We start from the raw sequence: 13,357 nt of genomic DNA, 5'->3' as shown, positions 1-13,357 counted from the left end.
GGTTGGAGTATGAACAGCTCTTTAGACCGAGATCAACACCCTTCGGACGACAAGGGATTGGCAACGCCCAGGCAAAGAGCCCTAGGGCTTTTCTTTGCTGTTCTTTGTCTTGTTTTGGTTGGTGACATAGCTAACACAGATTGATCACAGCTTGACGTGGATCTTCACGACGTCTTTATCTTCGTGCTCACTCTGTAAGTCGTTGATCGCTATGTGCCATCGGCCTGAGCGTTTCTGACGGTTTGTGACTCGGGAAGGGTCGATTGGCCGTGCGTGTGGTGCTGTCGTGGTGCGGGAGGGGTTCGCTGGCGAGATCGCCGCGCGAACGCCTGGTCCGCCGCAGAACCCGGGTCGGTGTCATAGCCGGTCTGGTCCTCGCCCTGAACATCACCCTGCTGCCCGGCGCCGAGGCATTCGGCCCCGACGACCCCCGTACCGCGGTCGACCTGGCCGACCCGCAGAAGACCGAACCCGTCCCGGTCGACGAGGAGTTGAGCGACCAGCTCGACACGCTCTCCGGCTCCGCCTCGACCAGGCCGCAGCAGAAGTACGACCCGGCCGCCGTCGCCGCCGTACCTCAGGCCTCCGGCACCAAGACGGTCGACACCCTGACCGCGGGCATCCCGGCCACCGTCGCCACCTCGGCCGACGGCGCGATGAGCATCGGCGTCGCCGCTCCGAAGGGCGCGTCGGCCGCTCAGGTCGACGCCCTCAAGGGACAGTGGAGCATCGCCGCCGCCCCCGAGGCCGAGGTCGTGGCCGACGGCGCCCAGGGCTTCATGCTCGCCGTCGACGCGCCCGACACCGCCACCGGCGACGCGGTCGTCTCCATCGACGCCACCAAGCTCGCCGAGACCTACAGCGCCCAGTGGCTCGACCGGCTCTCCTTCACCCTCATGCCGGCCTGCTACGCGGACGCCCCCGAGCTGGAGGCGTGCTCCGCCGGCATCCCGGTGACCACCGCGGTCGAGCGCACCGGAGCCACCGTCACCGTGCCGCTGGCCACCGGGGACTCCTCGGGCTCCGAGACCGACCCCGGGGAGGACGGTGCGGGCGACGAGGTCGTCGGCTCCACCGACACCACCGCGCAGGTGCCCGAGACCTTCGTCAACGTCACTCTCGACACCGCCGACCTGCAGGCCGTCTCCACCGCCACGACCGCGTCCACCGCCGACAGCGCGGTGAGCAACGGCACGGATTCCGGGGCGAGTTCGGCGGTCTGGCGCGGCGACAACGCCTCGGACGCCGTACGGCAGATCACCTCCTCCTCCGGCGGGGGCGTGCTCATCGGCACCTCCTACGGAGCCGGTTCCGGCGGTGACTTCGGCGCCAGCCCGATCGTCTCCGCCGGCTCCTGGACCGGGGGAGGCTCCTCCGGCGCCTTCACCTACGCGTACACGATGGCCGGTCCGCAGGTCCCCGCAGGTCCGTCCCCGAACGTCACCCTCAGCTACAACTCACAGACCTCGGACGGCCGTACGTCCTCCACCAACAACCAGGTCTCCTGGGTCGGCGAGGGCTGGGACTACAACCCCGGCTCCATCACCCGCACCTTCGTGGGCTGTGCGGCCGACACCGCGAACGCCAACAACAAGGACCACTTCACCGGCGACCAGTGCTGGGGCACGTACAACGCCGTGCTCTCCCTCAACGGGACCACCACCGAGCTGGTGCGCGACGACACCACCAAGGAGTGGAAGAGCGCGCGCGGCGACAACATGCGCGTCGAACTGCTCACCGAGGACGACTACAAGAGCGTCGTCGGCAATGTCACCCACACCTCCAACAATGGTGACAACAACGGGGAGTTCTGGCGCGTCACCACCAGCGACGGCACCCAGTACTACTTCGGTCTCAACCGGCTCCCGGGCTGGTCCGCGGGCAAGTCGCAGACCGATTCGGTACTGACCGTCCCGGTCGCCGGCAACCACACCGAAGACCCCTGCTACCAGGCCAAGTTCGAGAACTCCTTCTGCGACCAGGGCTGGCGCTTCCAGCTCGACTACGTCGTCGACACCACCGGCAACGCGATGACGCTGTGGTGGGAGAAGGAGAAGAACGCCTACGCGCGGAACATGAAGGAGACCGGCGCGGTCACCTACGACCGCGGCGGCTTCCTGACCCACATCGACTACGGGCAGCGCGCCGGCTCCTCCCTGCTGACCGACGAGCCGCTGGGCCGGATCGTCTTCAACGCCGAGGAGCGCTGCTTCGACGACCCCGCCCTGAACGTCGAGTGTTCGAAGGCCAACTTCGACTCCAAGCAGTCCGACCGCACCAGACCCTGGTTTGACACCCCCGCCGACCTCGCGTGCGCGACCGCCGGCAAGTGCTCCACGTACGCCCCCACGTTCTGGTCCCGCAAGCGCCTGGCCTCGGTCGACGCGTGCACCCAGCGCGAGCAGGGCGTACGGCTGACCGAGTACAAGTCCGACGCCGACGGCAACGAGACCGGTCAGCGCAACGCCTGTGGTCTGGAAGGCGACTCGTCGACCACGACCCTGCTGTCCAAGGTCGACTCCTGGTCCCTGAAGCAGTCCTTCCCCTGGAACCTCACGGGCGAGTACACCGCGCTCTGGCTGGAGTCCATCACCCGCACCGGATACGCGGTGGACGGCGCCACCGCCCGCCTCAACCCGGTCTCCTTCGGCCACAACCAGAACGCCCTGCCCAACCGCGTCCGGAACGACTCCTCCGACACCGACGAGGTGTTCGCCCGGCTGCGCATCCAGGACGTCGTCTCCGAGTACGGCGGCCGCACCCACGTCGACTACAAGGCGCCCGAGGGCAAGTGCCTCACCGGAGCCACCCGCCCGGCACCGGACAAGAACAACCAGCTCTGCTACCCGGTCCACTGGCACGCCGACGGCGAGCTGGCCGACAGCCGGACCTCGTGGTTCCACAAGTACGTCGTCGACAAGATCACCGAGTTCCCGCGCCTCGCGGACGCCCAGGAGATCGTGACGAAGTACACGTACGGGACGTTCCCCGACGACTACGACGGCGCCCTCTGGGCCAAGAACCAGGCCGAGTTCTCCCGCCCCAAGACCCGCACCTGGGACGACTGGCGCGGCTACCCGGTCGTCACCACCGTCACCGGCACCACCGACGCCAGTGTCGGCAGCGCGGCCTCCAAGGAGGTCACCCGCTACTTCCGCGGCATGAGCGACGACGTCATCGCCGACAGCACCCCGGAGAAGGCGTCCGACGACGTCAAACGCTCCTACACGATGACCGACATCACCGGCGCCGACCTCAAGGCCGACCGCAAGGCCTACGCCGGCATGGTCGCCGAGTCGCTGACCTATCCCGACGCGAACGCCGCGACCGCCACCGGCTGGACGTCCCGTACCGTCAACATCCCCGACGACCCGGTCCGGCTCGCCACCCGCAACCGCACCGACGGCCCCGACGTGGTCTCCGAACGCGTCACGCTCGGCGAGACCAGGACCCTCACCAAGGCCTCCGGCAAGGGCGCCGACGGATCGTCCCTGCGCACCATGACCACGCGGACCGAGTACGACACCACCTACGGACTGCCCACCGTGGTCCGCGAGTTGGGCGACACGGCGGACCCCAAGGACGACTCGTGCACGAGGACGTCGTACGTGCACAACACGTCCGGCACCAACTACCTCGTCGGCCTGGTGGCCAGGACCGTCACCACCACCGGGACCACCACCTGCTCCGCCGACCTGTCCAGCGCGACGGACACGACACTGGTCGGCGCCTCACGCGTCTACTACGACGACGCCACCTCGCTCACCGCCACCCCGACCAAGGGCCTGGTCACCAGGACGGAGTCGCCGACCGGGGCGGGCACCGGCTGGCAGACGGCGAACCCCGAGTCACGGACCGTCTACGACGGCGTGGGCCGTGTCACCAAGGTCACCGACCCCACCGGCCTCGCCAACACCACCACGTACACACCGGACAGCGGCCAGGTCTACAAGATCGAGACGATCACCGGCACCAAGGTCGTCGACGGCACCGAGACCGGCTTCCGCGAGACCACCCTGCTGGAGCCCGGCCGCGGCGCCACCGTCAAGTCCACCGACGCCAACGACCGTGTCACGACGTACGAGTACGACCCGCTCGGCCGCGCCGTCGCCGCCTGGGACGCCACCCAGTTCGCCACCGACGACCCGACCGTCCGCTACACCTACAACACCCTCACCCAGCCGGTGTCCGTGGTCACGGAGGCGCTCTCGGACAACCCCAGCACCTCCGCCGGGGACGGCAGGTACAAGCCGTCCACCACGATCTACGACGGCCTAGGCCGCGAACGCCAGTCCCAGACACCGGCGGTGGGCGGCGGTCGGCTGATCACCGACACCCTGCACAACGCGGCCGGGCAGGTGCGCTACACCCGCAACGCCTACTACATGGAGGGCGACCCGGGCACGAAGCTGGTCGTCCCCGCCTCGGAGTCGCTGGTCCCCAACGCGACCTCCTACACCTACGACGGCCTGGGCCGCGTGCTCACGGTCACGCCGGTGCACCGCTCCTATCCGCAGACGGGCGAGACGTTCACCAACGCCGGCAAGTCCGTGCCGACGGTCGACCGCCGCACCCGCTACGAGTACGCCCTCGACTACACCACCGTCCGCCAGCCCAAGGGCACCCCCGCGTCCCGGGTGTGGACCGACGCGCTGGGCCGTACCGTCCGCCAGGACACCTTCAGCGACACCTCGCTGACCGAGGCCGGAGCGGTCACCACCAGCTACTCCTACGACCTCCGCGGCGACATGGTGACCAGCACCGACGACGTGGGCAACACCCGTACCTGGACGTACGACGCCCTGGGCCGGGTCACCGACACCACCGACCCGGACGCCGGCGCCGCCCACACCGACTACGACGCCTACGGCCGGGTCGACAAGGCGACCGACGCCGGTGGCCAGACCGTCTCGTACGGCTACGAGCGCCTCAACCGGGTCGAGCAGGTCAAGGTCACCCCCAAGGGCTCCACCACGACCACCGTCGCCCAGCAGTACGCCTACGACAGCGCGACCGGCGGCAAGGGCCAGCTCGCCTCGGCCACCCGCTACACCGACGGCAAGGCCTACACCACCGCCATCGGCGGCTACACGGCCGACTACCAGCCGACGGACATGACGACGGCGCTCCCCCCGGGCACCACCCCCGGCCAGACCGCCGAGGGCTTCCTCACCCAGTACAAGTACACGTACGACTACAACGACGACGGCCAGTTGGAGTCGTACACCGCCCCGGCGGCCGGTGGCCTCGACGCCGAGGCCGTCATCACCCGCTACAACGAGGCGGGCCTGCCGACCTCGGTCTCCGGCCGCGACTGGTACGCCGCCGAGACGTCCTACACGCCCTACGGACAGGTGCTGCGCGCCACCGTCGGCGAACAGGGCCACCGACTGTGGCAGCAGAACACGTTCAACGAGTCCACCGGCGAACTGCTCACCAGCGGCCTGATCCGCGAGGCCGCCACCCCCGACACGGCCGTCGTCCCCGACAGCAAGGTGAGCAACCGCTCCTACTCCTACGACCCCTCCGGCAACGTCCTGTCCATCGCCGACCGCATGGGCACCACCACCGACCAGCAGTGCTTCACCTACGACACCCTCGGCCAGCTGAAGGAGGCCTGGACCACACCGGGCGGCGGCGCCTGCGCAGCCACCGGCAAGACCACGGCCGAACCGGTCTACTCCGACGGCACGGTCAACGTCTCCTCCAACAACTCGGGTTACTGGCAGTCCTACGAGTACGACGTCCTCGGCAACCGCAAGAAGAAGACGGCGTACAAGGCCGATCCGACGTTCACCTCGGGCGCCCGCGACACCAAGGGCGACGTCGTCACCGACTACGAGTACGGCACCAGCACCACGGCGAAGAACGCCCAGCCGCACACCCTCACCTCGTACACCACGACCTCCACGACGGCGGCCGGCGCGACCGTCAAGACCCGCTCGACGCAGACCTACGACAGCGCGGGCGAGCTGGAGAAGCGCAGCACCGGCGGCGACGAGGCGCAGTCCCTGACCTGGACCTGGGACGGCAAGGTCGAGTCCGTGACCGGCTTCGGCGCGGACGGCTCCGGGGCCTGGGTGGGCACCGGCGACCTCTGCCTCGATCTCGCCGGTGGCACCACCACGGCGGGCACCGCCCTCCAGGTCTACGTCTGCAACGGCAGCAAGGCGCAGAACTTCCGCATCCAGGCCGCCGACGCCGACAACGACGGCACAGTCGAGAACACCACCCTCGGACAACTCGTCGTCGGCGGACGCTGCGCCCAGCCCAGCGGCACCGCGGCGGGCTCCGCCGTCGTGATCCAGGCCTGCGACACCGCGGTCGCGGCACAGAGCTGGCAGACCCTGCCCACCGGCCAGCTCAAGAACAACACGTCGAACCGCTGCCTGTCCGCGCCGGCTTCGACGGTCGGCACGGACCTGACCCTGGCGGACTGCGCCTCGACCGCGGCGACCCAGCTGTGGAAGCCCGCCTCGAAGACGACCTACGTCTACGACGCGATGGGCAACCGGCTGCTCGAACGCACCGGCGCGGGCGCGGTGTTGAACCTGCCCGACACCAAGGTCTCCCTGACCACCGCGGGCAAGGTCCGCTACGCCGAGCGCACCTACGCGGGAGTGGGCGGCCCGTCGGTGACGCGCTACCGCGAAGGCACCAACAACGCGGCCGGTGCCAGTGAGCACCTGTTCGCCCAGGCCACCGACCTGAACGGCACCCCGCTGGCGGAGGTCCGCCTCGACGGCGGAATGACCGTCCGGGTCACCAAGAAGGACCCGTGGGGCGAGGATCGCACCGCGAACCTCCTGCCCCGCTCGCACACCGGTTTCCACACCGGTGACGACGACGCCGAGTCCGGCCTCGTACACATGGGGGCACGGGAGTACGACCCCGGGACGGGCCGTTTCCTCTCGGCCGACCCGGTCCTCGACGACAGCGACCCGCTCCAGGCGAACGGCTACTCGTACGCCAACAACAGCCCGGTCACTCACGCGGACCCGTCCGGTCTGACCTCGTCGGCCTCCAGCTTCGACGCGTCGATCGCGGCGATGGACGCGAAGATCGCCGCCTATCAGAAGACCCTGTCCCGGTCCATGGGCGATGTGATCCTGGCGACCGGCTGGGCGGTGTTCAAGGAGTTCATCGGCTGGAACGACGTGGTGGGCTGCTTCTCCCAGGGCGACCTGTGGGCGTGCGGCAGCCTGCTGATGGACGCGATTCCGTGGTCGAGCGTCTTCTCCAAGGGCAAGAAGATGTGGCGGGCCTTCCAGGCGACCCGCGGCGCGGTCAACGCGTGGCGGGCGGCGAAGGCGGTCGCCGAGGTCGGTCTGAAGGCGGCGAAGATCGCGAAGGCGGCCCTGGTCAAGGCGAAGAAGGCGGCGGAGGCCGCGGCGGCCGAGGCGAAACGCAAGGCGAGGGAGGCGGCCAAGGCCGCGGCCGAAGCCGTGAAGAAGAAGGCCCACACCGGCTCGAAGGGCGCCCGCGGCAACCCGGCTCAGGTCAAGGCGGGCCGAAGCGCCCAGTCCAAGGGTTCGGCCGGCGGCGGCAAGGCGGACAGCAAGTCCGGGGGGTCGCGGAGCGGGTCGGGCAAGGAGGACTCGGGTTCGGGTTCCGGAGGAGGCTCTGAGGCCACGAGCTGCACGGCCAACAGCTTCACACCCGACACCAGGGTCCTGATGGCCGACGGCTCCACCAAGCCGATCAAGGACGTCAAGGCCGGCGACAAGGTCCTGGCGACCGACCCCGAAACGGGCGAGACCCGGGTAGAGACGGTCACCGCCGAGATCACCGGCAAGGGCGTCAAGCACCTGGTCAAGGTGACGGTCGACATCGACGGCAAGTCCGGTCCGAAGACGGCCGAGGTCACCGCGACCGCCGGCCACCCCTTCTGGGTCCCGGAACTCGGCGAGTGGATCGACGCGACCGACCTTCGGCGAGGCGACTGGCTGCGGACCGGTGCTGGAACCCTGGTTCAGATCAGCGCCGTCGAGCGCTGGACGACGCTGGATGCCACGGTCCACAACCTGACCGTCAGCATGGTGCACACGTACTACGTGCTGGCGGGCGGCACACCGGTCCTGGTGCACAATAGCGGCGGCACTGAGTGCGGTGCGGAAGCGCTGATGCAGCGGGCGGCCGACCTGCAGAATCAAGTGGGCTGGAGCGGTACGACAGCCGTGGCACGTGTGCGGAGCCTCGCCGACCCCGAGCGGGTGGAGACATGGGTCGCCAACAACAAGACCTATCTGCCCACGAATTGGCGTAAAAACAACTCACTGAATCCTGGTGAAGTCTTCGTCCAGCTCAAGGGGCATGCGGAGGACTCGATCATGGAGGCGCTCAGCAGTGGGGACGGGTGGGAGATAATTGAGGGCGGTACTTCAACGGGAATTTGTTGGGGCAACTGTCATCCAAAGCTCACCGGAAGTGGCGTGAACGTGGGTGGGCCAGAATTTGGAAGCAGCAAGGCGAACTCTCCCTGGAGAATGTTTTGGAAGAGCTAGAAATCTCGCACGATTCCCTTCTTCAAGAGCTCCGTACGGCAAGCGACGATGCGCTTGTTGTGTCCGCACTCATGTGTATCTATCGAGTGACTCCTGTTCTCTTCAATCTCTCTTCCCCTGATGCTGAGACTCGATTTCCGTCGGTGGACCGATGGGCTTCCGGTACTGATCGGGCTGAGCAGCTTGAGATTCTTGAGATGCTTCGTGGTGAGATCGACGGAAAGTCAATGGAGGATGCCTCGGAGGAGCTTGAGGATATCTTCGCGATGGCGTCCGAGATGGTACTCAGGGCATTCGTTGACGACTTCGCTGTCGCCGAGTGGGCCAACTGGTGTTCTTCGCTCTGTCTCGATATTCATCAAGGATTCGACGGTCTTGGTGAAGAAGAGGTGCTCGAAGTCAGATTCTTTCCGTCTGGCACCTATCCGGACCTGACAGAGCTTCAGGCGTGTGAACTCGAAGACCAAGTGGGAACCCTGAGGCTGTTGCATGCCCGGACATCATTGACCGACATGAAACTCTTGGAAATCTCGGAGAAAGGAAGAGGGCGCGTCGGAGATGCTTTGAGGCAGGTTCTGGAAAGTGGAATGTGACGTGTGCGGAGTTGCGTACTCCGTTACCTGGGGGATCGCGAAATGCGGCTCGTGCGGGACGAGTTGCGGAACACCTGGCCCAATGGTCGTCGACGGGGCCCGTCGGAGGCTTCCGTGTCGGTGAGTCGAGACTTTGAATGCCTCCTCAACGGCACGAGAGCCTCGGGACCGACGCTGCCGTCTGTCGGATGCGGGAACGACACTCCGATTTCGGCCGCCAGTTGATTCTCCGCAAGCCCTGAGGAGTCGCCGGTGCTGCGACTCCGTGCGCATGGTGGTCTCCGCGTCGCTCCGTGGTCGTGCGGCACGAGGGCGGTGGCAGGAGGAGTGGGACAGGGCGGAGGCGGGTTCCGGGCGGGCGGCTTCCCGGTGGGTCCCAGATCCCCCTGCGAGCCTCTGCGGCCGACGGAAGTCTCGTCGCGGAACGTGATGACCGCTTGCCTGCGGTTCACCCCCTCCGGCTCGAACCTGGGGGAGGTGCGGAAACGTGGAGTGTGGCTGGGCGCCCCCGGCAGGACTCGAACCTGCGGCCAAGCGCTTAGAAGGCAACGTGACTAGCCGGGACTCTAGCCTGCGGAAACGTGACCTGACTAGCTCTCAACACCCATACAGGCACCTTGCGCAGGACTCCCTAGTGAAGTTGCTTCGGTGTCTCCCTGGTGTCGGCTGGCCACGGTGCCAGCCCCTCAGGTGGCCTCTTAGTCGGACAGCGAGGCTCTGCGTGCTCCCGTGAGGGCCGTTCAGGGAACCTCTGGGGTGATGGACTCGGGAGGGGAGTCAGTAGCCCACAGGGGCGTACAGGAGGGTCAAGGGCTGAGCGGGGAGGAGTGGCAGGCAGGCAAGGTGAGGCGTTCGCGTGTGGATATGAATGCAAGGGCCTGCCTTCACACAATGCACTGCCTCTCGGCCTGGCTTTCCATCCAGCCTGTCGCCGCATTCTTCACTGAATTCATGGGTGAAGTCAGGCCAGCAACCCCAAGTGAATCTCACTGTGGAGCGAATCGGTACAGACCGACCCGGGGTTGTTTAATCCGGGCGGACATGGTGTGTGTGAGACCTCTTAAAAATGTGCCATAGAACTTGACGTACAAGGGGCTACATGTGCCCTCCCGGACATCTCTGTATTCGTTCTCATGGGGTACGGGCTATAGTCCTCAACGCTCTGTAACGGGAAATAACACAGGGCAAGCGAGAACTATCAGGGGCTAATCTTCTGATCCTCTTCTCTGTGCCCCATTTCTCCCCGCTATACAGAGAAGGGCCCCAGTGTTGAGGCCCCTATCCGTGGTCCTTCTACTCGACGGGAACTCCCCTGCTCCACAGTTCCTCTGCGTGTTCGGAGAAGCGGGAGAACATCCCTCCATCTCCAATACGTCGCAGGTGAAGCAGGGGTGAGTCGTGGCCAACCAGCCTGGCAAGGTGTGGGGTAACCAATGCCTCATTGTCGAAACGGAATACCGAAAGGGAGACGTGGTTCACTGCGTCGGGAGCAGAAGAGAAGCGAGTTTCGATACCTTCCACTTCCCTTAGTTTCTCAACGTTCTCCAAGGTGATCCTGATTCGAGTAGAGACGGTAAGGGCTACGTCCTCGATTACTTCCCGCTGCCTGGTTACTTCTCCATTGGGGTCGCCGAGGAGGAATCTCACTCGGCATCCTTGCTGTGCTTGCCTCTGGATGGTTCGCAAGAAGTGAGGTACCTGAGTCCATAGGAAGTAGTTCGTATAGCCAGCGAAGAAAAGTTCCTTGGTGGAGTTCTCCGTGAGTTCCGCCCAAACCGTCGAGGGGCACGCCGACCGATAGGGGTAGCTGTGAAGGATCTCCCTGTCCCCGCCCGTCTTGATCCGCTCCTTAACCACCTTGGGCCAGATCATCTCTTCGTCAACTCCCAATGCATTACAGGCGTCTTCGCGGTTCCTGGCGTGAGGGATCAGTTCGGAGTCGCTGACCCACCGCTCCACCGTCTTCCCTGAGACACCCACCCTCAGAGCCAGTTGCCGGGGTGACAGACCAGCGGACTCCATAGCTGATCGTAGGGCAGTGTTCAAGGCTCCCCCTAGGGACGTTTGGGCGTTCTTTGAGGCTACCGCCGAAAGTGCCCAACTGTCCCTGCCCATGGCTCAGTACGCCCCTTGTGGGTGGCCACGATGCAGGCATGGCGGATGAGGCAGCAGTGGACGGACTCCCATACATGACCCTCGCGGTGTACCGGCTGAACCCTGAGACGGGAGAGAAGACAGTCATCAAACCGGTTCGGACAGTGGTGGCTGGTGAGGTACTGATGACCTCCGAATTTCCTCCCTGCTCCTGCTTCCAATGCAGAAAGAAACGGGTGTAGGTAGGTGGGCACATCACGGGCCGGACAATGTTCCGGCCCTTTGTGTTGCGATAACTCCGACTTCTGGCATACTCCATCCGTTCAGAGAAGGACCATAAGGGGTGGGAGTGATGTTCGAGTGTGGTTGATATTCCTATGGGGTGCGGGCGTGCCATTCGGCATGGCCGTTGATAGCAAGGTGAGACCCGAGTCCTGGACTGACGGCCTAACTACAGGATTCGGAATCCTGATGGCAGTCCTGATTGTGATGCTGTTCGCTCCGAAGTTCGCTGGCATGTGGGCAATGGGGTTCGCGGTAGGCTCAGTTCTCGCGCTCATTATTTCCCCGATAAAGGGGTACCCCATGCTTGACATTGGCTTTGGTGTTCAAGCTGTCGGCGGCTGGGGATTGATGGCTCTGTCTGCCGTCGTATGGGAGCGAAAGAAAGAACGGGCATGGCTCAAGCAACCCGGAAACCGTGAGCTGCGGAAAACGTTTGACGCCTTGGGGGGAGAGATTCAACGGGGTGTTTTGCTCGCTAGCGGCGAAGCTCACCCAATCTTGACCACCACTCCGGAAATGGTTGGTCGTGGTATGGCGAGACTCGAACCAGAAGGTGGGTCCCTAAGGTTCATGCTCACGTCTGGAAGGTCTCACGTTATCGACCGCAAGTTCATTGAGGGCGTCGAACCGGTAGAGCATGAGGACGCTCCCCCTGGAACTCTGATGATTCGCTTCACGCCCACTATCCTTCTCCTTGGAATCTCAATTAAGCCTACTGAGGCTGACCGTGAGAAGTGGCTATCGCTAGTGTCTGAGGAGAATTCTCCTTCCTGAGATGGGGCGGGGTCTAGTGCCCCGCCCTTTGTCATGCCGCCATCTCTAGTTCAGCCTTGATCTTCCGGTACTGGCCGGACACATAAGAGCCACTGACTCCAATCTCTCGGGCTACCTCTGCTGCCTTCACCCCCGCCAGGAATCCATCCTTGATTGCCTTCTGGTTGCCGGTTAGCTGAACCTCTTCAGGGATATCTGAACCCCGAGCCGGCTGAACCTCTGAACCCTGAACCTGAACCGTGTTCTGAACTGAACCCTTCCGGCTCACAGTCTTGGTCACAGTGAACTCCTTCGCCTGTTCACTCAGGTTCAGCTCAACCTCTCGGAACTTTCTCCTGTAGATGGGTGAAACCTCGGCAGCACACACCAGGATGACAGGCGAGATGGAATGGATGACTACTCCCACCCAATCCCCGTGAGCCACGGAACTCCAGGTGTTCAGGAACAGTGAGGATATCCCGGTGGTCCAGCGAAATACCGCTGGCCACCTTCCTCCACTCAGGCCATGTCTGGACAGGGCAGCGTCAGCAGATATGGACAAGATGAATGCGGCATCGGTGAGTAAACCCAGAGCCCATCCTGACCGATGCCATACAGAGTGAGTAGAGACTAGAGGCGTGGAAGTCATAAGGGAGTAGAACACTGCTCCGGCAACAATGAACCAGAGCATGAGGTTCACAACTTTCCGAGTTCTGGTTACGGACTTCAGTTCACTTGTGATGTCGTAGTTCATGGTTCAGATCTCCTAACGTGGTAGTGGTGGTTCAGAGGTTCACAGCGGTCCAGTTCCGTAGTTCAGGTTCAGGCCCTCGCAACGGCTCGGCCCCAATATGGATAGCGGGGTGGGAAGGACTGAACCGGGGGAGAGGAGAGGCCGCGACGACTCCGCTAGGAGGAGTGGCCTCATGAAGGGGCAAGCATTCTGGCCCACTCGCGACGGCTCGTGGTCCGAGTAGCGAGGAAGAGAAGAGGTGAGCGGGGAGAGAGTATGAGCACGAGCAACAGATGCAATGCCAGGGCGCCAGTCCCTGGGATTGGACTTTGACTCTCGGGTGACTCATGCCAGGGGCTTCGCTACGGCTCAGCCCTGGAAGTAGAACTATGGAG

General features: G+C 64.7%; 5 protein-coding genes. 3 read left to right on the top strand and 2 right to left on the bottom strand.

Annotated elements, in window-relative coordinates; translation table 11 throughout:
* The first annotated feature begins 269 nt into the window (after positions 1 to 269).
* Positions 270 to 8,504, top strand: coding sequence for an RHS repeat-associated core domain-containing protein (locus ACWIHT_RS34365; protein ID WP_456172215.1), 8,235 nt, complete (start codon positions 270 to 272; stop codon positions 8,502 to 8,504).
* Complete coding sequence (locus ACWIHT_RS34360) at positions 8,492 to 9,097, top strand: hypothetical protein (RefSeq protein WP_456172214.1); 606 nt, start codon at positions 8,492 to 8,494, stop codon at positions 9,095 to 9,097. The genes ACWIHT_RS34365 and ACWIHT_RS34360 overlap by 13 nt, the downstream gene beginning before the upstream one ends.
* A gap of 1,293 nt (positions 9,098 to 10,390) precedes the next feature.
* On the opposite strand, the gene ACWIHT_RS34355 is transcribed toward ACWIHT_RS34360, so the two are convergent.
* Positions 10,391 to 11,212: a helix-turn-helix domain-containing protein gene (locus ACWIHT_RS34355; protein WP_456172213.1), complete on the bottom strand. Its 822-nt coding sequence runs from the start codon at positions 11,210 to 11,212 to the stop codon at positions 10,391 to 10,393.
* Between the two features lie 369 nt (positions 11,213 to 11,581).
* On the opposite strand from ACWIHT_RS34355, the gene ACWIHT_RS34350 reads away from it, so the two are divergent.
* Positions 11,582 to 12,250, top strand: coding sequence for a hypothetical protein (locus tag ACWIHT_RS34350; protein WP_456172212.1), 669 nt, complete (start codon positions 11,582 to 11,584; stop codon positions 12,248 to 12,250).
* 31 nt (positions 12,251 to 12,281) lie between these two features.
* Here ACWIHT_RS34350 and ACWIHT_RS34345 read toward each other — a convergent pair whose 3' ends face one another.
* Complete coding sequence (locus ACWIHT_RS34345; protein ID WP_456172211.1) at positions 12,282 to 12,983, bottom strand: hypothetical protein; 702 nt, start codon at positions 12,981 to 12,983, stop codon at positions 12,282 to 12,284.
* Positions 12,984 to 13,357 lie beyond the last annotated feature (374 nt).

Source organism: Streptomyces sp. NPDC002276 (genome assembly GCF_053891435.1).
This window is presented reverse-complemented; position numbering and strand designations above follow the sequence as displayed.